The organism is Yersinia kristensenii (assembly GCF_900460525.1).
Taxonomy (GTDB): Bacteria; Pseudomonadota; Gammaproteobacteria; order Enterobacterales; family Enterobacteriaceae; genus Yersinia; species Yersinia kristensenii.
The window spans coordinates 2164543-2188592 of record NZ_UHIY01000001.1; the positions used below are offsets into that span (position 1 = coordinate 2164543).

Sequence of the window (24050 nt, forward strand, 5' to 3'; positions counted from 1 at the left end):
CGAGCGCCGGTTTATTTATTAGCCAGACGCACTTCGATTGCATCCATCAGCATGCCAGTAATAGAAACATCTGGGAAAGCGGCTTCAATCTCGCGGATGCAGGTCGGGCTGGTGACGTTAATTTCAGTCAGGCGGTCGCCGATGATATCCAAACCGACAAAAATTAACCCTTTTTTCTTCAGCGTCGGTGCTACAGCACGGGCAATCGCCCAATCACTTTCACTGAGTGGGCGCGCTTCGCCACGGCCACCGGCCGCCAGATTACCGCGAGTTTCACCTTGTGCCGGGATACGCGCCAGGCAGTAAGGCACTGGCTCGCCGTCCACCACCAAAACACGTTTGTCACCCTCTTTAATGGCAGGCAGGAAGTTTTGCGCCATACAGAATCGGCTGCCCAGTTCGGTCAGTGTTTCAATGATAACCGACAAATTAGGGTCATCTTGCTTCACGCGAAATATTGAGGTACCGCCCATTCCATCCAGCGGTTTCAAAATGATATCGCCGTGTTCCTGATGGAACTTGCGGATATGCTCTTTGCTGCGGCTAACCAGTGTATCGGGGGTTAAATCTGGGAACCACGTGGTAAACAGCTTTTCATTACAGTCGCGCAGGCTCTGCGGTTTATTCACCACCAGAGTGCCTTTATCTTCCGCGCGTTCCAAAATATAGGTGGCGTAGATGAACTCAGTATCAAACGGTGGATCTTTACGCATCAGGATGACATCAAGGTCATGCAGCGGTAAGTCTTGCTCTACACCAAAACTGAACCAGTTGTCTTTGTCCTGTTTCACACTCAGCAGGCGAGTGCGGGCGCGGCCATCCCCCCCACGCAGGTAAAGGTCGCCCATTTCCATGTAATGTAGTTCCCAACCACGGCGCTGTGCTTCCAACAGCATAGCGAAGCTGGAGTCTTTCTTGATATTAATGGACGAGATTGGGTCCATTACGATGCCGAGCTTGATCATTCTTCTCTCCTAATGGGAACGAATTTTATCCCAGATCACCAAACCGCACCTGCAAAGCAGTGATAGCGGTAAGGGCGGTAGTTTCGGTACGCAGAACTCGCGGTCCTAGCAGGATATCAGTAAATCCAAGGCGCGAGGTCATGGCAATTTCATCGGCAGAAAGGCCGCCTTCCGGGCCAATCAACAAACGCACTTTACTGAGTGACGAGGGGAGGGTATTAATGCTGTTGCTGGCTCGCGGGTGCAGATTGAGTTTTAGACTGTCACCCTGTTCTGCGCACCAATCGGCTAGCTGCATTGCCTCACGGATTTCTGGGATTTTATTGCGCCCGCATTGTTCGCAGGCCGCAATAGCAATTTTCTGCCACTGCTGAATTTTCTTCGCCAGACGTTCGCCATCCAGCTTAACGCCGCAGCGCTCGGAAAACAGTGGAGTAATCACATCGACACCCAGTTCAATAGATTTCTGGACAGTAAACTCCATCTTTTCCCCACGGGAAATGACCTGGCCCAAATGCAGATTCAAGGGCGATTCGCGGTCTTCCAACTGCCCCTCGGCTAACCGGACAATCAGGTTTTTTTTATCCACACGGATAATTTCAGCGGCAAAAACCTGATTACTGCCATCAAATAATTGCAGACTTTGGCCTTCAGTCATCCGCAGTACGCGGCCTACATGATTGGCGGCTTCATCACTGAGTGCCAATTCGGTATTTGCCTGCAAAGGCTGCGGGTGATAAATGCGAGGTATGCGCATGGGTTATTTTTAGCCCTGAAACGAAAACTTTGATCAGTATACTAGATTAGCCTTTTTGCTGCTGGCAAGCGCGTTGTACATAAGGGTTATGATTCCCTTGTACTTTTGCCACCCGCTCATCACGTAGACATTCCCAGTTTGTCACCGGATATTGGCGATTCCACACCTCGAACAGCTTGCTTTGCTGGCTGGAAAGTCGCAGTTGATATTGGTCGCGCATATAAAAGTAAGTTCGTGCAATGGCACCGCGCGCGCGTGCTGGGGGTTCAGCCTGCTTATTTTTAAAGTCGACTTTCATGTCACATTGACCATATTGACCCTTGCCGCCATTCCATTGGGAATACATGAAGTTATTGCGATCACCATTCACTTCGCCAATAGCGGGTTGCAAGTTATGCAAATCAGTTTCTATCTGACGATAGACCGGATCTTTAGCGCAATTCTTGCGCCCGCCCTGCTGCCAGCACTGGCGTTGGTGGCCAAATTGCCAAGCTGGGACCACATGTTCCCATTCAATCCGTGCTGCGCGTTGGGCATTTTTCCGCGGTTGATAGCCGCAACTCGTTAGGTCTGGAACGCCTTTTTTGCCTTGCCAGTCAATCTTGCATCCACAATAAAAGCTGCCGGGCGCATCCTGATTAATTTTTGCCGCAACTGCTTTGGCCTGAGAAAAGTTATTGATGCTTTGGCTGTAGCCGGGGAGCGCAAGCAGTGGGGAGGATAAAACCAGCAGGAATAGAAGTTTGCGTAACATATCTCAAAACAGCCCGATGATGAAAAGCTGGCAGGTTATAGATAATAGTTATGAATGGCAAATTAACTTGCTGTTTTATAACAAGTAACGAGATTTCCTAACAGCTTTTTGCTGTCACGAATTGCAGTTTTTCGCCACATTCGCGGCAGCGGTATTCGCTCTCTCCGCGCTGTACTTTATTGTGGCGGCGAATAGTTAAGGCGTGTTGCTGGCATTTGCACTGATAATTGAAAGTCTGACTGCGCACTGAGGTCACTTCAAACTGATGAGTACGGCTGGCCGGGACTTGCAGCACATGCTCCATCATCCAGCGCCATTCTTTACCATGGGGCGCTACCCGACCAAATTGGCGATAAACCAGCAAATGCGCGAGTTCGTGGGGGACGACTTCATCAATAAAAGGCTGCTGATTTTCCAGCAATAATACCGGGTTGAGGCGAATTTCGAAGGATTGTAGATAGGCGCTGCCCGCGCTGGTACCGCGTTGATGATAATTGATTTTCGGCTCCGGATAATCGGTGCCAAGATGCTGATTCGCCAGCTGTAATTTATGGCGCAGACAGCGCATAACTGCTTGCTGTAGCGCGATGGGGATTCTTAATGAACTCATATCGCGGAAGAATAAAACGGCAGATAATCAGATGCAAGTAGGTCAATGGGACTATTTTTAGTAGATCATTATGTAAAAATATATAATATAAAAATATATAATGATTCAAAAATGTTCGAGATGCATATGAATAACAATAAAATGATCAGTATGGATCTGATGAGGTACGCGGCAGGGCAGGCCTGTGACGTGCTGCGAATACTGGCGAATGAGGATCGACTGTTACTGCTGTGCCAACTGAGTCAGGGGGAAAAGGCGGTCGGCGAACTGGAACAAGCTTTAGGTATTCACCAACCGACACTTTCACAACAGCTCGGTGTATTGCGCAGTGATGGGCTGGTAAACACCCGCCGCGAGGGGAAACGCATATTTTATTCAATCGCTGATAATAAAGTATTGGCGCTACTTGAGGTGCTTTATCAGCTTTATTGCCCACAAGAGAAGGAGGGCGCATGACGATAGATTGGGCTAATTTCACTCCCTACAGCGCACTGGCGGGTGGGGCGCTATTGGGCATTGCCGTAATAATCCTATTGCTTTGCAATGGCCGCATTGCCGGTATTAGCGGCATTTTAGGTGGATTATTGCCGCCAAAAGCCGGCGATATTTCCTGGCGCGTTGCTTTTATCCTCGGCTTGGTTGCTGCTCCGGTGATTTATTCACTCTTTACTGCACTACCGGTAATTCAGATTGATGCTGGCTGGCCGGTTCTGATCGTGGCCGGATTATTGGTCGGGATCGGTACTCGCTATGGTGCAGGTTGCACCAGCGGGCATGGTGTCTGCGGATTAGCGCGCTTTTCACCACGTTCCTTATTGGCGACATTGAGTTTTATGTTTGCGGGTTTTGGCACTGTATGGCTTGTCCGCCATCTATTCGTTTAGTCGATAGGAAGGGAATATGAATCTACTTTTCTCATTGCTTGCCGGGTTGGTTTTTGGCTTGGGACTGATAGTCGCAGGTATGGCGAATCCAGCTAAAGTGCTGGGTTTTCTGGATATTAGTGGCTTATGGGATCCTTCGCTAGCGCTGGTGATGGCCGCTGCGGTTGCTATCGCGATACTAGGTTTTGGTTGGGCTAAAAAACGTAAAACCAGTTTGCGGGGGCAACCTCTCCAATTGCCAACATCTACTCGAATTGATCGCCGTTTAATCGGTGGTAGCGTGTTATTTGGTATTGGCTGGGGGCTGGCGGGGATATGCCCAGGGCCAGCTTTAGTCCTATTGGGGGCGGGAATATACCAAGGTGTTATTTTTGCCGCCGCGATGGTGGCAGGAATGGCGATATTCAGCTTGATTGAGCGTTACCGGCAACCATAAAAATAAAGTATAAAAAAACCCCGCTTAGCGGGGTTTTTGTTATTGAGAACTGATCGGCCGAAACTTATTTCAGACCGGCTGCATCACGCAACAACGCGGCTTTGTCAGTTTTTTCCCAAGGGAATTCTTCACGGCCAAAGTGACCATAAGCAGCCGTTTTGCGATAGATCGGGTGCAGCAGATCCAGCATTTGGATCAGGCCATAAGGGCGCAGTTCAAAGAACTCACGTACCAAAGTGACCAATCTATCTTCAGGGATCTTCCCGGTACCAAATGTTTCAACCATGATGGAAGTCGGCTCTGCTACACCGATAGCGTAAGAAACCTGAATTTCGCAACGGTCAGCCAAGCCAGCCGCGACGATATTTTTTGCCACATAGCGAGCAGCATAAGCGGCAGAACGGTCAACTTTTGATGGGTCTTTACCCGAAAACGCACCGCCACCATGACGTGCCATACCGCCGTAGGTATCAACGATAATTTTACGACCAGTCAGACCACAGTCACCCATTGGGCCACCGATAACAAAACGGCCTGTTGGATTAATATGATATTTAGTGGCGGCATTGAGCCACTCGGCAGGCAGAATCGGCTTGATGATTTCTTCCATCACTGCTTCTTGTAAATCCGTCAGGCTAATATCTTCTGAATGCTGAGTTGACAGAACAACCGCATCAATACCGATAATTTTGCCATCGTCATATTGGAAGGTAATCTGGCTTTTCGCATCCGGGCGTAGCCATGGCAAAGTACCATCTTTACGCACTGCAGCCTGACGCTCAACCAAACGGTGAGCATAAGTAATGGGTGCCGGCATCAAGACGCTAGTTTCGTTGGTGGCATAGCCAAACATCAAACCTTGGTCACCCGCACCTTGCTCCAGCGGATCAGCACGGTCAACACCCTGATTAATATCAGGAGATTGCTTACCAATTGCACTCAATACTGCACAAGAGTTGGCATCAAAACCCATCTCAGAATTGACATAACCGATTTCGCGCACAGTGCGGCGGGTAATTTCTTCGATATCTACCCACGCGTTAGTGGTCACTTCCCCGCCAACTAATACCATACCCGTTTTGACATAGGTCTCGCAGGCAACACGTGCTTTTGGATCTTGCTCCAGAATGGCGTCAAGTACAGCGTCTGAAATCTGGTCGGCGACTTTGTCAGGATGTCCTTCGGAAACTGATTCCGATGTAAATAGGTGTTTAGCCATTGTTTTTCTTTACCTTGAATACAAGTGAAATGTCACTGCATAGCATTGAAGTCAAGCAATTAGAGCCGCGATTTGTATGGGCTTTTCGTTGCATTGCACTTTACAACGCCCCTTTAGGCAAAGCCTTTAGCAGTCTATCCCTTTAGAAGTCCGTCATAATTATAGCCTAACAGACATTCTAGCAATTAAAATGGATGGATGTATTAACATCTGGACGTCTATTTTAGGTCAGCTTTTGCTATTAACGCCAGCCCTTTTTGCATCAAGATATTTCTCACTTTAGTTGTCACTTGATTTATTTACCTCTTGATACACTTGCAAGCCATTTTCATTTTGCATTTTGCTCCCGTTATAGGTATAAACTGCGCGCGCAGCTTATTCGATACGCAATGATGAAGATGGCAGAAGATGACATTAGCTCATTGTGAGATTCTTAGTGTTTCGCACTTAGTGAGAGGCACTCAATCTTATGAGCGCATCGTCGTGATGGGCACTAAAATGGCAGCGTCATTTTACTGTTACTTAATTTGTTTATTAATAAAGTCTTGTCTGTTCATCATGAGCGGCATGCGTGGAGGTGGTTGGATTAATGATCCGTTGTCTACTGGTTGCTGCACATCAACAGCTGCGTCGTTCTGACGTTCAATCCCCCCTTGCAACCTCCCTTTCTTGTACGCCATCAACCCGATGTTATACCCACATGGGTGCAACTCAGGATTCGCGGGCGGGTTAATTACCCTCTGAAGCACTGAATCCGGCTAGCTTGACGACTTTGCGGCTAATCCGATTCACAAAATCTCAATACGTATTTACAGTCAAACGTATTTTACATTTAAACGTGATTTACCCTGTTTTGGGTAATGAATAGCCGAGATAAACTGCTAGTGGATCGCGCTTTATAGCGCAATATTCTGCCAATTTGGCATTCACGCGGGTTGTCCTTGCTGGTTGTAGCTGCGATAGTAGCTGACTTTATCGTCAGTATCGCAATAGAGGCGAATTATGTCTGATGATAACTTGATTGGCCGTCCGTCAGCTGCGGGCGCACATGTTTCTTTACGCTCCATGCAGGAGGTTGCCATGAATGATCGTAATGCTAGCAAGATGCTGAGCACGTATAACGTCGCCTACTGGGGTGGCAACTATTTTGACGTCAATGAACTAGGCCATATCAGTGTTTGCCCTGATCCGGATGTTCGTGAGGCGCGTGTCGATTTGGCGGAACTGGTCAAAAAAATGCAGCTTGAGCAGGGGCAACGACTGCCTGCACTATTCTGCTTCCCCCAGATTTTACAGCATCGCCTGCGCTCAATTAATGGTGCATTTAAACGCGCGCGTGAGTCGTTTGGCTATGAAGGCGATTATTTCCTGGTTTACCCGATTAAAGTTAACCAGCATCGCCGGGTCATTGAGTCACTGGTTAATTCTGGTGAGCCGTTAGGGCTGGAAGCCGGTTCTAAAGCCGAAATGATGGCGGTTTTGGCACATGCCGGTATGACTCGCTCGGTCATTGTTTGTAATGGCTATAAAGACCGTGAATATATCCGCCTGGCATTGATCGGCGAAAAACTGGGCCATAAGGTATATCTGGTCATCGAAAAGATGTCAGAAATCAAAATGGTACTGGAAGAAGCCGAGCGCCTGAATGTCGTCCCGCGCTTAGGTGTCCGCGCCCGTCTGGCATCACAAGGTTCCGGCAAATGGCAGGCCAGTGGCGGTGAAAAATCCAAATTCGGCTTATCTGCCACTCAGGTATTGCAGTTGGTTGATATGCTGCGTGAAGCCAATAGCTTGGAAAGCCTGCAATTACTGCATTTCCATTTAGGTTCTCAGCTATCCAATATCCGTGATATTTCCACTGGTGTCCGTGAATCAGCCCGTTTCTATGTGGAGCTACACAAACTGGGTGTCAATATCCAGTGTTTCGATGTGGGCGGCGGTCTGGGTGTGGATTACGAAGGGACACGCTCCCAATCTGATTGCTCAGTAAACTATGGCCTGAATGAATATGCCAACAACGTTATCTGGGGTATTGGTGATGCGTGTAATGAGCACGGCTTGCCGCACCCAACGGTGATTACGGAATCGGGCCGTGCAGTCACCGCACACCATACTGTGCTGGTTTCCAATGTGATCGGCGTAGAACGCAATGAGTTTAATGAGCCACAACCGCCGGAAGAAGATGCACCTCGTGCGCTGATCAGCCTGTGGGACACTTGGCTGGAAATGCAAGAGCCGGAAAACCGCCGCTCTCTGCGCGAATGGCTACACGACAGCCAAATGGACTTGCACGATGTCCACACCCAGTATGCACACGGTATGCTGGAATTAAAGCAACGTGCATGGGCTGAAGAACTGTATTTAAGCATTTGTAATGAGATCCAAAAGCAGTTGGACCCAAGCAACCGCGCACATCGGCCAATTATTGATGAGCTGCAAGAGCGTATGGCTGACAAGCTGTATGTCAATTTCTCACTATTCCAGTCAATGCCGGATGCATGGGGTATTGATCAGCTCTTCCCAGTTTTACCCTTGGAGGGGTTAGATAAGCCACCAGAGCGCCGTGCGGTTTTGCTGGATATCACCTGTGACTCCGACGGGACTATCGACCATTATATTGATGGCGACGGAGTGGCAACCACCATGCCAATGCCGCCGTATGATGCAGAGAATCCGCCACTGCTGGGCTTCTTTATGGTCGGCGCCTATCAGGAAATCTTGGGCAATATGCATAATCTATTTGGTGATACCGCAGCCGTAGATGTATTTGTCTTCCCTGATGGTACGGTTGAGTTTGAACAGACCGACGAAGGTGATACTGTCGCGGATATGCTGGAATATGTTCAATTGAACCCAGAGAAGTTGCTGAAACAGTTCTCCGATCAAGTGAAAGAAACCGATCTGGACACTGAGCTACAAGCTCAGTTTATGGAAGAGTTTGAAGCTGGTCTGTACGGTTATACTTATCTCGAAGATGAGTAAGTATTAGCAGCGGATTAATATCATTTAAGGGCAAACTCAGGTTTGCCCTTTTTGTTTGCGCGACGGCTGGTGATTGTCTAAATATCAACCACACTAATATTGGTGTTTTCTGACGATAATCGGCGAGGTGCTTTCATGGGATGGGTCAGTGTTTGTAAGGTAAGTTACGTCAAACCGGACTTCCCTTTCTCAGCTCTAGTTAATAATAAAAGGATTGGTGTCTATATCCTTGATGGCGAGTATTTCGCGATGGAGGATGTTTGCCCTCACGCCAATGCATTGTTAACTCAAGGTTTTATGGATGGAGAAACCGTTGAGTGCCCATTGCATGGAGCACTGTTTGATATCCGAACCGGACAATGCTTGCGTGAGCCGGGGGAGCGGGATTTGAACACTTACCCCGTGCGGATCAGCGGTGATCAAATAGAAGTGAATCTGGCGGTGGAATAAGTCATAACGCCCCTGTTATGGGGCGCTTACACTAATAAGATATTATTATTTCTCGGCGGCGATGCGTTGGCGGATATGGTCGGCACGGGCCTGTGAGGACGGGTGATCATCAAACATGCTGCTGGTGCGGCCGGCTTCCATGGTAGCCAATTTTTCGAAGCTGGTGACTAAACCGTTAGGATCGATACCGCGTTTTTTCAGCAGGTCGAATGAGTAATCATCTGCTTCACTTTCTTGTTTTTGTGAGAACTGGGCATTCACCAGTTTCTGGCCAATATCGGCTAACTGAGACTGAGAAAGCTGCCCGGCAACCCCACCGGCAGATGCGGCAGCAGTCCGTAGGGCGGTGGTGCCATAGGCCACTTGCATGGCTTTGCGGGTATGCCCTAATGCCACATGACCCATCTCATGGCCAAGTACGCCTTCCACTTCATTGTCGGTCATCATGTCCATTAGGCCGCTGTAAACTCGAATACAGCCATTGGCCATCGCCCAAGCATTGACATCTTTTGTGACGTAAACCTTATAGTTAGCTGGGGTACCATTGATATTATCACCCAATGCCGCTGAAATTTTTGCCAGACGTTTGCCGTAGGCGCTATCAGCAGAGGCTATCTGGGCTTTTTGATCCATTTCCACACAAGATTTTTCACTGAGATTTTTGACATCAGCATCACTCAGGGTTGCAGCCTGAAAAGCTTGGGCACCGGATTGCATCAATCCATCAGTATTTATATTCTGGCAGCCGCTAAGTAATGCCGTCAGGCTCAGGGCAATCATTGAGGTACGCATTTTCATAACACTTTCTTCCTGTGGTTATGGGGTTTTTATTGTTACATTACATCAATTGCATTAATAGCTATTGCATCAGCGCAGCTTCTACTACTCTGGGCAGCACTGGTGAGATACCCAAGGTATGGCCTGATTGACAATGGATAGCGGAGATTAATGTGCTATTGGCGTCAGAGCTATAGATTTATTCTGAAAATCAGCAGACTCCATTCGTCATTAATATGGAAGTTATTGCTCATTGTGGTTTTAGTGGTTGCCGTTTCAATGTTGAGTCTGAGAAAATGGTAAACTTGAACGCTTTTTTTAATCCGACCTGGAGTAAAACATGTCCTCTCGTAAAGAGCTTGCCAACGCGATCCGCGCACTAAGCATGGACGCAGTGCAAAAAGCGAATTCCGGCCACCCCGGTGCCCCTATGGGTATGGCAGATATTGCCGAAGTTCTGTGGCGTGATTACCTGAACCATAATCCAACTAATCCACACTGGGCTGATCGCGACCGTTTCGTTTTGTCGAATGGTCACGGCTCCATGTTGATCTATAGCCTGTTGCATCTCACTGGCTATGATCTGCCGCTGGAAGAACTGAAAAACTTCCGCCAGCTGCACTCTAAAACGCCAGGTCACCCTGAATATGGCTATACCGCTGGCGTAGAAACCACCACTGGCCCATTGGGTCAGGGCATTGCTAACGCAGTCGGTTTTGCGATTGCAGAACGCACGCTGGGCGCGCAGTTTAACCGCCCGAATCATGAGATTGTCGATCACCACACCTACGCCTTTATGGGCGACGGTTGCATGATGGAAGGTATTTCTCACGAAGTTTGCTCTCTGGCGGGTACCATGAAGCTGGGCAAACTGACCGCTTTCTATGATGACAACGGCATCTCCATCGACGGTCATGTTGAAGGCTGGTTTACTGATGATACCGCGGCCCGTTTCGAAGCTTACGGTTGGCATGTGGTTCGGGGTGTTGATGGTCATAACGCTGATTCTATCAAAGCGGCCATCGAAGAAGCCCACAAAGTGACCGACAAACCATCACTGCTGATGTGCAAAACCATTATCGGTTTTGGTTCACCGAAGAAAGCCGGCACCCATGATTCACATGGCGCACCATTAGGTGTTGATGAAGTTGCCGCGACCCGTGAAGCATTGGGCTGGAAATACGCAGCATTCGAAATTCCACAGGATATCTATGCCGCGTGGGATGCTAAAAAAGCTGGCCAGGCAAAAGAAGCGGCCTGGAACGAGAAATTTGCGGCTTACGCTAAAGCGTATCCGGAACTGGCTGCTGAATTCAAACGCCGCATCAGTGGTGAGCTGCCCGCTAACTGGGCGACTGAATCCAAGAAATTCATCGAACAGCTGCAAGCTAACCCGGCGAATATTGCCAGCCGTAAAGCCTCGCAAAACTCGCTGGAAGCTTTCGGTAAAGTGTTACCTGAATTCCTGGGCGGCTCTGCTGACCTGGCACCAAGTAACCTGACTATCTGGTCGGGCTCCAAATCTCTGAACGAAGATCTCGCGGGTAACTACATTCACTACGGTGTACGTGAATTTGGTATGTCTGCCATCATGAACGGCATCGCCCTGCATGGCGGCTTCATTCCTTACGGCGCGACTTTCTTGATGTTTGTGGAATATGCCCGTAATGCAGTGCGCATGGCCGCGCTGATGAAAATCCGCAGCATCTTTGTTTATACCCATGACTCTATTGGTTTGGGTGAAGATGGCCCAACCCATCAGCCGGTTGAGCAGATGGCCAGCCTGCGTGTGACTCCAAATATGAGCACTTGGCGTCCATGTGACCAGGTTGAATCTGCGGTGGCATGGCAGTATGCCTTGGAGCGTAAAGATGGCCCAAGCGCACTGATCTTCTCGCGCCAAAACCTGGCACAACAGCCACGTACTGCTGAGCAGTTAGCCAATATCTCTAAAGGCGCTTATGTGCTGAAAGATTGTGCAGGCCTTCCTGAACTGATCTTTATCGCGACCGGTTCTGAAGTTGAATTGGCGGTTGCTGCTGCCGATCAACTGACTGCTGCAGGCCGCAAAGTGCGTGTTGTGTCTATGCCATCGACTGATGCATTCGACAAACAAGACGCTGCTTACCGTGAATCCGTATTGCCATCTGCTGTTAGCGCCCGCGTTGCCGTTGAAGCCGGTATTGCTGATTACTGGTACAAATATGTCGGCCTGAATGGCGCAGTAGTGGGTATGCACACCTTTGGTGAATCTGCTCCTGCTGAATTGCTGTTCAAAGAGTTTGGTTTTACCGTAGAAAACGTGGTGGCAAAAGCCCAGGCGTTGTTGAAATAATTTTTGTTAAAACAGCATGACGTTATCAAGGCTATAAATCACTGTAAAGGGTGATGAGAGGCTCGGTAATACAGCTGTTAAAAGACCGCTTCGGCGGTCTTTTTTTTCGCTAATTGATGGATGAATTGTGCCCTTTATCAGGCAGATATTCCTTTTATGATTAGTTTGGTTTATTCTGGCTGAAGCGTTTCAGTCATGATTCACTTTCCATTTCAGCCAATTTCGCTGAGGAAAACGCCGGAAGTATTCTGGCTGAATTGTGATAAGACGATTAACATCTTAGGGTGCGCTGCAGTACGCTATGGGGTTGCATGATAATAACCAGAAACAGGGAGTAACATGACAATTCGTATAGCGATAAATGGCTTTGGCCGTATTGGCCGTAGCGTTTTACGCGCATTGTATGAGTCAGGTCGCCGGGCAGAGATTTCAGTCGTTGCAATTAATGAGTTGGCTAATGCAGAGGGGATGGCCCATCTGTTGAAATATGACTCCAGCCATGGCCGGTTTGCCTGGGATGTTCGTCAGGAATGTGACAAATTATACGTCGGGGACGATATTATTCGGTTGATACATCAGCCGGAGATTGGGCAGTTACCCTGGGGTGAGTTAGGAATTGATGTGGTTCTGGATTGTAGCGGTGTTTATGGTAGCCGTGCAGATGGCGAGGCGCATTTAACCTCCGGTGCCAAAAAGGTGCTGTTTGCCCATCCTGGTGGACATGATTTGGATGCTACGGTGGTTTATGGTGTTAACCATCAGGATTTGCGAGCAGACCACCGAATTGTTTCTAACGCGTCCTGTACCACGAACTGTATTATTCCTATTATTCAGTTGTTGGATGTCGCTTATGGCATTGAATCCGGCACTGTCACCACCATTCATTCATCAATGAATGATCAGCCCGTTATTGATGCTTATCATCAAGATTTACGCCGTACCCGAGCAGCAAGCCAGTCAATTATCCCGGTGGATACCAAACTGGCAGCAGGGATTACCCGTATTTTTCCGAAGTTTTGCGACAGGTTTGAAGCTATCTCGGTACGGGTGCCAACCATCAACGTAACGGCGATCGATTTAAGCGTCAGCGTGACAAGCCCGGTTGGTGTGGCTGAGGTTAACCAGCTTTTGCAAAAGGCAGCAAGAGGTTCATTTCGTGGTATAGTTGACTATACGGAATTACCATTGGTGTCGACCGATTTTAACCATGATCCGCACAGTGCTATTGTCGATTGCACTCAAACGCGAGTCAGTGGGCAGCACCTGATTAAGACGTTGGTATGGTGCGATAACGAATGGGGTTTCGCCAATAGAATGTTGGATACGACATTGGCGATGGCCAAAAGCGGTTTCTAGTACGGCATGCTAACGTATTGTTTTTCCGTTATTTACTGCGGTTACATCAGCGTTGATGTGCAGCTTATGCAACTTTAAAGAGAATCAACAAGAGGATTCACCATGTCTGTAATTAAGATGACCGATCTGGATCTAGCTGGCAAACGCGTGCTGATCCGTGCGGACCTCAATGTTCCGGTAAAAGATGGCAAAGTGACTTCTGATGCGCGTATCCGTGCATCTCTGCCGACAATTGAAGCGGCACTGAAGCAAGGCGCTAAAGTAATGGTTACCTCTCACCTGGGTCGTCCGACCGAAGGCGAGTACAACGAAGAGTTCTCCTTGCTGCCAGTTGTTAACTACCTGAAAGACAAATTGTCTGCTCCGGTACGCTTGGCGAAAGATTATCTGGACGGCGTTGAAATTGCAGCTGGCGAGTTGGTTGTGCTGGAAAACGTTCGCTTTAACAAAGGCGAGAAAAAAGACGACGAAACTCTGTCCAAGAAATATGCCGCACTCTGTGATGTGTATGTCATGGATGCTTTTGGTACTGCTCACCGTGCACAAGCTTCGACTCACGGCGTAGGTAAATTTGCTCCTATCGCGTGTGCTGGCCCGCTGCTGTCAGCAGAGTTGGAAGCCTTAGGTAAAGCACTGGGTAACCCAGCGCGTCCAATGGTTGCTATCGTTGGTGGTTCTAAAGTTTCAACCAAACTGACCGTGCTGGGTGCGCTGTCTAAAATTGCCGACCAATTGATTGTGGGTGGCGGTATCGCCAATACCTTCGTGGCAGCTCAAGGCCACAATGTAGGTAAATCTCTGTACGAAGCAGACCTGATTCCAGAAGCTAAACGCCTGCTGGAAACTTGCGATATCCCAGTTCCTACTGATGTGCGTGTTGCTACTGAATTCTCTGAAACCGCGGTTGCAACATTGAAGCCTGCTGATCAGATCAAAGATGATGAGCAAATTCTGGATCTGGGCGACGTATCAGCAGAACGTCTGGCAGAGATTCTGAAAAACGCCAAAACCATTCTGTGGAATGGCCCGGTTGGTGTGTTCGAGTTCCCTAACTTCCGTAAAGGGACCGAAATTGTGGCTCGCGCCATCGCAGAGAGCGAAGCATTCTCAATCGCGGGCGGTGGTGACACTCTGGCAGCTATCGATCTGTTCGGTATTGCTGACCAAATCTCTTACATCTCCACTGGCGGCGGTGCTTTCCTTGAGTTTGTAGAAGGGAAAAAACTGCCAGCGGTTGTGATGCTGGAAGAGCGCGCTAAGCAGTAATTTAGATAACGGGGGGCGAGAGCCGCCCGTTTCGCATTTAGCCAATGAAGCTCGCGGGCTTTAGGCTGGCGAAAACCGATTTACATTTAGGGCCTATCCTCCCGGATAGCTGCTATCTTCAGTCGACGAAACAGGACAACGTACATGTCTAAAATTTTTGATTTCGTAAAACCAGGTGTCATCACAGGTGATGACGTTCAGAAAGTGTTCGCAATAGCAAAAGAAAACAACTTTGCTTTGCCAGCAGTAAACTGTGTCGGCACCGACTCTATCAACGCAGTGCTGGAAACAGCAGCCAAAGTGCGTGCGCCGGTTATCGTTCAGTTCTCTAACGGTGGTGCAGCATTTATCGCAGGTAAAGGCGTGAAGACTGACGTGCCACAAGGTGCTGCAATCTTGGGCGCTATCTCTGGTGCGCACCATGTACACCAGATGGCTGAACACTACGGTGTTCCTGTTATTCTGCATACCGACCATTGCGCCAAGAAATTGCTGCCATGGTTAGACGGCTTGTTGGATGCGGGCGAGAAGCACTTCGCGGCAACCGGCAAACCACTGTTCTCTTCTCACATGATTGACTTGTCTGAAGAGTCCCTGGAAGAAAACATCGAAATCTGTAGCAAATACTTGACTCGTATGTCAAAACTGGGTATGACGCTAGAAATCGAACTGGGTTGCACTGGTGGTGAAGAAGATGGCGTGGACAACAGCCATATGGACGCATCTTCTCTGTATACTCAACCGCAAGATGTTGATTACGCTTACGAAAAACTGAACGCAATCAGCCCACGTTTCACCATTGCAGCTTCTTTCGGTAACGTGCACGGTGTTTACAAACCAGGTAACGTGAAACTGACCCCGACTATTCTGCGTGATTCTCAGGATTATGTTTCTAAGAAACACAATCTGCCGCACAACAGCCTGGACTTCGTGTTCCATGGCGGTTCAGGTTCTACTGCTGCTGAAATCAAAGAAGCAGTTAGCTACGGCGTAGTGAAAATGAATATCGACACCGATACCCAGTGGGCAACGTGGGAAGGTATTCTGGATTACTACAAAAAGAATGAAGGCTATCTGCAAGGCCAACTGGGTAACCCAGAAGGTGCTGATAAACCGAACAAAAAATACTACGATCCGCGCGTATGGCTGCGCTCAGCGCAGGTTTCAATGATTGCCCGTCTGGAACTGGCATTCAAAGAACTGAACGCAATCGACGTACTGTAATTCAGTCTCATACTGACTGTTTTAAAAGGCCCTTAGGGGCCTTTTTTCGTTGTTGGCGAGCATCACTGTATTGCCGCTTTAGCAGCTGCTACTGACTCTATCGTCTGTTTTGTTGGCTTAACGGGACTGCCAAAATTGGCAACATTCTCCATTGTTGGTTACCCTAAACGCACTGCCCACTGTATTAGTCAGCATTGGGTGGCACTTTTGGAGTCATATCTCCCGCAGGGAGTTTTTTGTAGGATGGTTTAAATGGAAGAATTAAACGTAGTTGATGGTATCAATGAAGCAAGTACTTGGTTGGTGAATAATCAGGAGTTACTGATTCAGTATGCAGTGAATCTTGTCGCGGCGTTACTGATTCTGATTGTCGGTTCAATCATTGCCAAAGTGGTATCACGCATGCTTGGTCGAGTGATGAAGTTGCGTGGTATTGATATCACTGTAGCGGATTTCCTGGCGGCAATGGCGCGCTACAGTATTCTGGCTTTTACTATCGTCGCGGTGTTGGGTCGCCTTGGAGTACAAACTGCCTCGGTGATTGCGGTTATCGGTGCTGCCGGTTTAGCAGTCGGTTTGGCACTGCAAGGTTCACTGTCCAACTTTGCCGCTGGTGTATTGCTAGTGGCCTTCCGTCCCTTTAAAGCGGGTGAGTATGTCGATCTGGGCGGTGTAGCCGGTACCGTGGTGCAGGTGCAGATCTTCTCAACCACATTGCGCACTGTTGATGACAAAATCATTGTGGTGCCAAATGGTAAAATTATCGCCAACAACATCATCAATACTAGCCGCGAACCCAATCGCCGTACTGATATGGTTATTGGCGTGGCCTATGATGCTGATATTGATGTGGTGAAGAAAGTGTTGGGTGACATCATTGCAGCCGATTCTCGCATCATGCATGACAAAGGGGTTACCGTGCGGTTGAATGAGATGGCGGCTTCGTCATTAAACTTTACCGTGCGCGTCTGGACTACCAATGGCGATGCAATGGAAGTGTATTGGGATTTGATGGAGAACTTTAAACGCGCGCTGGATGCTCACAAAATTGGCATTCCTTATCCGCAGATGGATGTGCATTTGCATCAGGTTGATAACGTGGAATCTGCTCCGTCAGCATAAAATCAGATAGCGTTATACTCAGTCAAAACGGGCTATTATTGGCCCGTTTTTCTTCTCTTTTTCTTTTATTGTTCCCACGCGCGAGCTTTAGTTTATCTATTATTAGTTTTACTTATAGTTGATAAGAAATATCAATTTCCTCTGATGGTTATCTCCTCGTAATATGCTGCTAATTCTTCAACAATTCTCTCAGCTCATTTTGAGTATTATTTAAAGGTAACAGTATGTTAGCTGTCTATTTGCAAGGTTTTGCCCTCAGTGCGGCCATGATCCTACCCCTCGGGCCACAAAATGCCTTTGTGATGAATCAGGGAATTAAGCGGCAACATCATTTGATGAGTGCCGCGTTGTGCGCCCTCAGTGACATCATCTTGATTTGTGCAGGTATTTTTGGCGGTAGTGCTTTGCTGAATAGCTCTTCCTTACTGCTGGCGCTGGTCACTTGGGGTGGGGTGGCATTTCTGCTGTGGTATGGCTGGGGCGCATTAACGGCTGCATGGCGTGGCGATAGCTCGTCATCAACTGTTGCCACAGGTGCGCAAGGGCGCTGGCGTATTCTGGTGACACTATTGGCAGTGACCTGGCTTAACCCGCATGTCTACCTGGATACCTTTGTGGTGCTGGGGAGTTTGGGCGGCCAGTTATTACCGGATGTTCGTCCATGGTTTGCTTTTGGTGCCGTGAGCGCCTCTGTAGCCTGGTTTTTTGCACTAGCTTTGCTGGCCGCGTGGCTATCGCCGTGGCTTAATCGCCCAACCTCACAGCGGGTGATCAATTCGCTGGTGGGGAGCGTGATGTGGTTTATTGCTTTTCAGTTAGCGCGGCAGGGATTGAATCTGTAAGTTTTTATCATTAATCCGAATCCCTAATTTAGTAAGATATGCTACGGTTGTCTTATACCCGTCATACTTCAAGCTGTATGTGTGTTGGCTGCCTTCGTTCACCCAGTCACTGACTTGTGTAAGCTCCTGGGGACTCGCTCAGTTGCCGCCTTCATACAACTCGAATTATTTAGTGCATAGTTTTATTATGATTACTTTAGGAGGCTCCGTGAAGTTGAAGACATTGGCTTTGGCCGCAATGATGGGATTAGGGACGTTACCTTTGGCGCTACAAGTTCAGGCGGCTGAACTGCCAGAAGGGCCGCATGTTGTCACCTCGGGTACCGCCAGTGTTGATGCGGCTCCGGATATTGCCACTATTACCATCGAAGTGAGTGTCTCTGCCAAAGATGCCGCAGATGCTAAGAAACAGGCAGACACCCGCGTCGCACAATATTTCGACTTCCTGCGTAAGAGCGGGATTGAGAAAAAAGACATCAATGCGGCCAATATCCGGACTCAAGCTGAATACGATTATCAGAAAACCGGTGAAGCTGTATTGAAAGGCTACCGTGCGGTACGTCAGGTTCAAGTGACATTGCGCCAGTTGGATAAGTTGAACGAATTGCTGGATGGGGCACTCAAATCGGGCCTTAATGAAATTCATTCTGTCGAGCTTGGTGTTGCCAACCCGGACACTTATCGTGAACAGGTTCGTCAAAAAGCCATCGAGAATGCCATTAGTCAGGCAGGTGCTTTGGCTGACGGATTTAAGGTTAAATTAGGGCCGGTATATAGCATTCGTTACCGTGCGACTAACTACCAGCCAATGCCGGTAGCGCGTATGTTCAAGAGTGCTGACGCCGCACCAGCCAATGATGCCGCCCAAACTTACGAGCAACAAACCATCCATTTTGATGATCAGGTTGATGTCGTGTTTGAGCTGAAAACCAGCGCTAACACGCCAGCCGTTGCCGCCAAATAAGCTAGTCTTGCCGTAATACCTGACGCCCGTGAGATAACAGGGCGTCAGTCACCTTTCTCATTGTCCGGCTTTCTGGTGCAAATCGATGCCAGTACAGCATCCGACGTTGCAATAACCCCGGCGTCAGATTAATCAACTCACCGGATGCCAACTCTTTTTCGATTTGCAGATGCGGGATCATACAGCAGGTGGTGCCTTGCCTTGCCAACTGTACAAAGGCTTCCGACGAGTTAACGATATGGCACGGCACACTGCCCGGTGACAAATCGAAATTCTGTTGTAAAAACGCCTGATGCATATCATCCAAATGGTCAAAGGCCACGGCGGGTGCTTTCAGCAATGCCGAGCGGGTCACGCCATTGGGGAAGTAGCGGTCGGCAAAGGGCTTTGATGCAACGAACAGATAATCCAGTGCGCCGAGCTGATCGACCAGACAGCTTGGCAGCGGTTGAGGCTGGATACTGACCGCGCCCACTACCTCGCCACGGCGTAACCGCTCTTGAGTGCGGGTTTCATCTTCGACTTGTAAATTCAACCGGATAGGGGAGTCTGCTAACACCGGTTTCAGCGCCGGTAGCAGCCAGGTTGCCAGACTGTCGGCATTAACCGCTAATGACAGTAACAGCGGTGTATCGCCGCCGTTATCATTGCCGAGCCACTCTTCTTCCAGCAGTTCAACCTGATGCAGTAAGGCGAGCAGTTTCTGCCCTTGCTCAGTCGGGCGGGGGGGCACAGTGCGCACCAACAGCGGTTGACCGAACAGGTTTTCCAACTGCTTAATGCGTTGAGATACCGCCGATTGGGTGATACAGAGTTTTTGTGCCGCGCGTTCAAAACCGCGTTCACGGATCACCGCGTCCAGCGCTTGTAGCGTACGGTAGTCTGGGCGTTTCATCGGAGTCATCTCTCCAAATATTTAAGTTAATACCGCACTATGCCACATTTTGATCATTTTTCTATGTTGGAATGCGGGCGCGCTCGCCACAAATAAACCGGCGTAACTGTGATCCAGCTAGAATTACCACAGACATGAGCCAGCTTTATTGCGATGTTTTATCATATATATGCTCTATAATGACGTCAGGTTTTCTTTCACATCAAGGCGTGAACTTACCATGACTCAGGATGAACTTAAAAAAGCAGTGGGCTGGGCAGCATTAGATTATGTCAAACCCGGCACTATCGTTGGGGTCGGCACCGGCTCTACTGCAGCACATTTTATTGATGCTCTTGCCTCCATCAAAGGCCAGATTGAAGGGGCCGTTTCCAGCTCTGATGCCTCTACCGCCAAGCTGAAAAGCTATGGTATTCAGGTGTTTGATTGCAACGAAGTCGATGTGCTGGATATTTATGTTGATGGCGCGGATGAAATTAACAGCCAAATGCAGATGATTAAAGGCGGTGGTGCAGCCCTGACCCGCGAGAAAATCATTGCGGCCATTTCCCGCAAGTTTATCTGTATTGCTGATGCTTCCAAGCAAGTTGATGTTCTGGGTAAGTTTCCACTGCCAGTTGAAGTTATCCCGATGGCGCGTTCTTATGTTGCCCGCGAGCTGGTGAAATTAGGTGGGTTACCTGAATATCGCCAAAATGTCCTGACGGATAATGGCAATGTTATTCTGGATGTGCACAACCTGACTATTTTAGATGCCATCGCGCTCGAAAATAAAATTAATGGCATCGCCGGTGTTGTCACCGTAGGGTTATTTGCCAACCGAGGTGCTGATGTGGCGCTGATTGGTACTGCCGAGGGTGTTAAGACAATCGTGCTCAAGTAGTTGAATGAATATTATTTAGGGTGAGGTTATTGGCTTCACCCTGATAAATTGTGCCTTTAAAACTCTTTTCTTAAAACCATTAAATTTGGTGATATATATCACATTTAATCATTTCATTTTCTTAACCTGCCATTAACTCTCTCTCCGCCAGTTTTTTATTCCATAAATTAACATTTTCACTGTTTGTTATGCTGACGGGAGGCAATCGTTTGTATTGCCGCCCGCGAAATATTTGTTATGTTGACGGGGTGCTGACCAGATTCATTCGATATCGTCAGCCACATCTGAAGTCTGAAAATAGGGTCGGGGACATGGCAAAAGTATCACTGGAGAAAGACAGAATTAAGTTTCTGTTAGTGGAAGGGGTGCACCAGAGCACGGTTGATAATCTGCGTGCAGCCGGTTATAGCAATATTGAATATCATAAAGGTGCCTTAGACACCGAATCACTGAAAGAATCTATTCGTGATGCTCACTTCGTTGGGATTCGATCGCGCACGCATCTGTCCGAAGAAGTCTTTGCTGCAGCAGAAAAGTTGGTTGCAGTGGGTTGTTTCTGTATCGGTACCAATCAGGTTGATTTAAAAGCGGCAACTAAACGTGGTGTGCCGGTATTCAATGCACCTTTCTCCAATACCCGTTCGGTAGCCGAAATGGTACTGGGCGAGTTACTGCTAATGTTCCGCGGTATTCCATCGGCTAACGCTAAAGCACACCGTGGCGAGTGGAATAAGCTGGCTGTCGGTTCCTATGAAGCCCGTGGCAAAAAACTGGGGATTATCGGCTATGGTCATATCGGGACTCAGCTCGGTATTCTGGCTGAAAGTATCGGGATGAAAGTGTTTTTCTACGATATTGAAAATAAACTGTCGTTGGGAAATGCGCAGCAGGTTCGCCATCTGTCTGATTTGCTGAATATGAGTGATGTGATTAGTTTGCATGTGCCAGAAAATCACTCCACCAAAAATATGATTGGCCCTGAGCAGTTGGCTCTGATGAAACCGGGCGCGATGCTGATTAATGCTTCTCGTGGGACGGTAGTTGATATCCCGGCACTCTGTGATGCGCTGGCGAGCAATCATCTGGCGGGTGCGGCAATCGATGTTTTCCCTGAAGAGCCAGCAACCAATAAAGACCCGTTCAATTCACCATTGTGCGAGTTTGATAATGTGTTATTGACCCCGCATATCGGTGGTTCAACTCAGGAAGCACAGGAGAATATTGGTGATGAAGTGGCCGGTAAACTGGCGAAGTACTCCGATAACGGCTCAACGCTGTCTGCGGTTAACTTCCCGGAAGTTTCTCTGCCAGCTCATGGTGATAACACCCGTCGCTTGCTGCATATCCATGAGAACCGCCCAGGTATTCTGACCAGCATTAACAAAATTTTTGCTGAGCAGAATGTCAACATCGCGGCGCAGTATTTGCAAACCAGTGCTGATATCGGGTATGTCGTTATTGATGTTGAAACTGATGATGCAGAGAATGCAGAAAAAGCGTTGCAGGCCATGAAGGCGATTCCAGGGACTATCCGTGCGCGCTTGCTCTACTGATGCTTTGTCCTTGACGTTGCAGCGTTGTTAGCGGCCCTCACTAACCCGCATCACTTACTTATGTAAGCTCATCGGGATTAGTTCGCTTGCTGCCTGGCTGCATTGCCAGTGACTTTGGGGATAAACATCGAATTGCGTGACTAAACACCCGCTATGTATAAGATATCGGGTGTTTTTTTATTTTGAAAGGTTATCTCTCACCACTGCCACAGTTTTGTCGGTGTCACAATCTCTGGCAACGGCACATCCCAATGCTCACTCGGTAAATGCTCGACTTGCTGGCAATCATGGGCCAGACCAATAGGATAGGGACCGCCTTGCTGCCAGTTTTGCAGTGTACGGTCATAGAAACCGCCCCCCATACCTAAACGTTGCCCGTGGCTATCAAATGCCACCAGCGGGGTTATCACCACGTCCAATTGGTTTAACGGCAGCACGTCACGCACATCTAATTGGGGCTCCAGGATTTTCAAGCGATTGCGAATGAGTTGGCTATCAGGGCGATAGTGGAGAAACAGTAAATTACCTGGGCTGAAAGGATGAAGCACCGGGAGATAAACCTGTTTTTTCTGCCGCCACAATAATTCGATAACCGGGGAGGTATCTAACTCGCCATCAAAAGACAGAAATACGGCGATGGTATTGGCTTGCTGGATTTTGGGGTGGGAAGCGATATGTTTAGCCGCGAAATCGGCAGAGTGTTGCTGTTGTTCGGGAGTCAAAAGACGCCGGCGCTCACGAATTTCACTGCGGATTTTTTTCCGCTCAAGGGCATGTTGTTGACTTAAAAACATATTTTTAACTTAAAAAAACATGCGGTTGAGATAAGTGAATAGAAAACTGCTGGTATCGAAACGAATGTGATAACCGCAAAGTGTTACACGATAAGAAAGGGATCTCCGAGATGCCGCCGCAGGCTGTAACCCTTGAACCCATGGTTCAAGGTGAACGCAGCGTCGCAACCTTAAGGCTTCTCGGCGGACCGAGCATGCGCACCAGTTACGGAGTCGCTACATTCTGTTGGTATTAAATATCGGCTCAGGGGACTGGCCCGCTGACGAACACCTCAGAGAAATTCTTTACTCACTGCTGAATCTATCATTCAACAGAGATTTATTCAAACTGTGCATCCTGACGTTCAGAGATGCGACCCTGTTCAAGCAATGCTTGTTCAATGGTCTGTTGTAACATCCGAATACGTTGCTCCATATTGGATGCATAGTCACGGGTTTTCAACCTTTCCTGAGCTAATTCGTGACATACGTTCAATGCCGCGATGAAAACTAACTGCTCAGTATTGGTGACTCTAGTGCGAACTTTCAGATCTTGCAACCGTTGGTTAAGATCTTCTGCTGCCATGTTCAACGCATCTTGTTGTTCTGGGGGACAGTTCACTCTTAACGATCGACCAAAAATTTGAATATCTACCGGTTGTGCAGACATGCGACCTTCCTGACTAATTTCGCGCCAGCCCTGAAAACCAGAGGCAAAATGCTCGTAGCGGCAAAGCGGGCGTCACTATATATACCTCGATACCAAGATTCAACCCCTTTATACCCGTCATATTTCAAGCTGCATATGCGTTGGCTGCTCTCGCTCGCCCGAATCATTGACTGGCGTCAACTCAGCGGGATTCACTCAATTGCCGCCTTCCTGCCACTCGAATTATTTAGGGTATATATCCATTATTTTCAAGTAACAAAAGGCTTTGCCGCTTCCTGCATCTTGAAATCTATAGGGTATAGAGTGTTGCGTTTTCTGGTATAGCGACCTTTC

24 protein-coding genes and 1 other RNA gene are annotated in these 24050 nt (G+C 48.4%); 15 read left to right on the forward strand and 10 right to left on the reverse strand.

What is annotated here, in order from left to right; genetic code table 11:
* Positions 1–11 precede the first annotated feature (11 nt).
* The 4 genes from gshB to DX162_RS09915 all read right to left on the reverse strand — a co-directional run bounded on the left by gshB (position 12) and on the right by DX162_RS09915 (position 3086).
* Entirely contained in the window at positions 12–965 is a 954-nt protein-coding gene (gshB, locus tag DX162_RS09900) for a glutathione synthase (protein WP_032819986.1), read from the reverse strand.
* A gap of 25 nt (positions 966–990) precedes the next feature.
* The gene (gene rsmE, locus DX162_RS09905) at positions 991–1722 is read right to left on the reverse strand and encodes a 16S rRNA (uracil(1498)-N(3))-methyltransferase (protein WP_004391005.1); all 732 of its coding nucleotides are present in this window, start codon (positions 1720–1722) and stop codon (positions 991–993) included.
* 46 nt (positions 1723–1768) lie between these two features.
* Positions 1769–2476 (reverse strand): deoxyribonuclease I, encoded by a 708-nt coding sequence (endA, locus tag DX162_RS09910; RefSeq protein WP_004391004.1) that lies wholly within the window; start codon positions 2474–2476, stop codon positions 1769–1771.
* A gap of 97 nt (positions 2477–2573) precedes the next feature.
* Positions 2574–3086: a SprT family zinc-dependent metalloprotease gene (locus DX162_RS09915; protein ID WP_004391003.1), complete on the reverse strand. Its 513-nt coding sequence runs from the start codon at positions 3084–3086 to the stop codon at positions 2574–2576.
* A 126-nt stretch (positions 3087–3212) separates the two neighbouring features.
* Between DX162_RS09915 and DX162_RS09920 the strand changes: the two genes are divergently transcribed.
* Genes DX162_RS09920 through DX162_RS09930 form a run of 3 tightly spaced genes read left to right on the forward strand, consistent with a single transcriptional unit; the run spans position 3213 to position 4406 of the window.
* The gene (locus DX162_RS09920) at positions 3213–3542 is read left to right on the forward strand and encodes an ArsR/SmtB family transcription factor (protein WP_004391002.1); all 330 of its coding nucleotides are present in this window, start codon (positions 3213–3215) and stop codon (positions 3540–3542) included.
* Positions 3539–3970, forward strand: coding sequence for a YeeE/YedE family protein (locus DX162_RS09925; protein WP_032819985.1), 432 nt, complete (start codon positions 3539–3541; stop codon positions 3968–3970). Before DX162_RS09920 ends, DX162_RS09925 begins: the two co-directional genes overlap by 4 nt.
* 16 nt (positions 3971–3986) lie before the next feature.
* Entirely contained in the window at positions 3987–4406 is a 420-nt protein-coding gene (locus DX162_RS09930) for a DUF6691 family protein (protein WP_004391000.1), read from the forward strand.
* Between the two features lie 64 nt (positions 4407–4470).
* Here DX162_RS09930 and metK read toward each other — a convergent pair whose 3' ends face one another.
* Positions 4471–5625 (reverse strand): methionine adenosyltransferase, encoded by a 1155-nt coding sequence (gene metK, locus DX162_RS09935; protein WP_004390999.1) that lies wholly within the window; start codon positions 5623–5625, stop codon positions 4471–4473.
* Positions 5626–6214: 589 nt separating this feature from the next.
* On the opposite strand from metK, the gene DX162_RS22930 reads away from it, so the two are divergent.
* From DX162_RS22930 to DX162_RS09945, 3 genes are all read left to right on the forward strand, one after another.
* Positions 6215–6358 (forward strand): hypothetical protein, encoded by a 144-nt coding sequence (locus DX162_RS22930; protein ID WP_420855986.1) that lies wholly within the window; start codon positions 6215–6217, stop codon positions 6356–6358.
* 269 nt (positions 6359–6627) lie between these two features.
* Entirely contained in the window at positions 6628–8607 is a 1980-nt protein-coding gene (gene speA, locus DX162_RS09940) for a biosynthetic arginine decarboxylase (RefSeq protein ID WP_098081105.1), read from the forward strand.
* Positions 8608–8742: 135 nt separating this feature from the next.
* Positions 8743–9057, forward strand: coding sequence for a non-heme iron oxygenase ferredoxin subunit (locus tag DX162_RS09945; protein ID WP_032819984.1), 315 nt, complete (start codon positions 8743–8745; stop codon positions 9055–9057).
* A 45-nt stretch (positions 9058–9102) separates the two neighbouring features.
* Here DX162_RS09945 and loiP read toward each other — a convergent pair whose 3' ends face one another.
* Positions 9103–9855, reverse strand: coding sequence for a metalloprotease LoiP (loiP, locus tag DX162_RS09950; RefSeq protein ID WP_004390996.1), 753 nt, complete (start codon positions 9853–9855; stop codon positions 9103–9105).
* A gap of 319 nt (positions 9856–10174) precedes the next feature.
* On the opposite strand from loiP, the gene tkt reads away from it, so the two are divergent.
* From tkt to DX162_RS09985, 7 genes are all read left to right on the forward strand, one after another.
* Positions 10175–12169, forward strand: a complete 1995-nt coding sequence (gene tkt / locus DX162_RS09955) for a transketolase (RefSeq protein ID WP_032819983.1) — start codon at positions 10175–10177, stop codon at positions 12167–12169.
* 339 nt (positions 12170–12508) lie between these two features.
* Positions 12509–13525, forward strand: a complete 1017-nt coding sequence (epd, locus tag DX162_RS09960) for an erythrose-4-phosphate dehydrogenase (RefSeq protein ID WP_004390993.1) — start codon at positions 12509–12511, stop codon at positions 13523–13525.
* A 102-nt stretch (positions 13526–13627) separates the two neighbouring features.
* Positions 13628–14791 carry a phosphoglycerate kinase gene (pgk, locus tag DX162_RS09965; protein ID WP_032819982.1) on the forward strand — a complete coding sequence of 388 codons (1164 nt, stop codon included), beginning with the start codon at positions 13628–13630 and terminating at the stop codon, positions 14789–14791.
* A 144-nt stretch (positions 14792–14935) separates the two neighbouring features.
* Positions 14936–16015: a class II fructose-bisphosphate aldolase gene (fbaA, locus tag DX162_RS09970; protein ID WP_004390991.1), complete on the forward strand. Its 1080-nt coding sequence runs from the start codon at positions 14936–14938 to the stop codon at positions 16013–16015.
* Positions 16016–16267: 252 nt separating this feature from the next.
* A complete protein-coding gene (gene mscS / locus DX162_RS09975; protein WP_004390990.1) occupies positions 16268–17137 on the forward strand; it encodes a small-conductance mechanosensitive channel MscS in 870 nt (289 codons plus the stop codon).
* A 224-nt stretch (positions 17138–17361) separates the two neighbouring features.
* Complete coding sequence (gene argO, locus DX162_RS09980) at positions 17362–17979, forward strand: arginine exporter ArgO (protein WP_004390989.1); 618 nt, start codon at positions 17362–17364, stop codon at positions 17977–17979.
* 208 nt (positions 17980–18187) lie between these two features.
* Positions 18188–18943, forward strand: coding sequence for an oxidative stress defense protein (locus DX162_RS09985; RefSeq protein WP_032819981.1), 756 nt, complete (start codon positions 18188–18190; stop codon positions 18941–18943).
* Position 18944: 1 nt separating this feature from the next.
* Here DX162_RS09985 and DX162_RS09990 read toward each other — a convergent pair whose 3' ends face one another.
* Positions 18945–19838, reverse strand: a complete 894-nt coding sequence (locus DX162_RS09990) for a LysR family transcriptional regulator ArgP (protein ID WP_032819980.1) — start codon at positions 19836–19838, stop codon at positions 18945–18947.
* A 220-nt stretch (positions 19839–20058) separates the two neighbouring features.
* On the opposite strand from DX162_RS09990, the gene rpiA reads away from it, so the two are divergent.
* Together rpiA and serA are read left to right on the forward strand one after the other, a co-directional pair.
* Complete coding sequence (gene rpiA / locus DX162_RS09995; RefSeq protein WP_004390986.1) at positions 20059–20721, forward strand: ribose-5-phosphate isomerase RpiA; 663 nt, start codon at positions 20059–20061, stop codon at positions 20719–20721.
* Positions 20722–21032: 311 nt separating this feature from the next.
* Complete coding sequence (gene serA / locus DX162_RS10000; protein ID WP_004390985.1) at positions 21033–22274, forward strand: phosphoglycerate dehydrogenase; 1242 nt, start codon at positions 21033–21035, stop codon at positions 22272–22274.
* Positions 22275–22471: 197 nt separating this feature from the next.
* On the opposite strand, the gene DX162_RS10005 is transcribed toward serA, so the two are convergent.
* The 3 genes from DX162_RS10005 to zapA all read right to left on the reverse strand — a co-directional run bounded on the left by DX162_RS10005 (position 22472) and on the right by zapA (position 23717).
* Positions 22472–23068 (reverse strand): 5-formyltetrahydrofolate cyclo-ligase, encoded by a 597-nt coding sequence (locus DX162_RS10005; protein WP_004390984.1) that lies wholly within the window; start codon positions 23066–23068, stop codon positions 22472–22474.
* A 98-nt stretch (positions 23069–23166) separates the two neighbouring features.
* A non-coding RNA gene (ssrS, locus tag DX162_RS10010) (6S RNA) lies at positions 23167–23350 on the reverse strand.
* A 37-nt stretch (positions 23351–23387) separates the two neighbouring features.
* Complete coding sequence (gene zapA / locus DX162_RS10015) at positions 23388–23717, reverse strand: cell division protein ZapA (RefSeq protein WP_004706812.1); 330 nt, start codon at positions 23715–23717, stop codon at positions 23388–23390.
* Positions 23718–24050 lie beyond the last annotated feature (333 nt).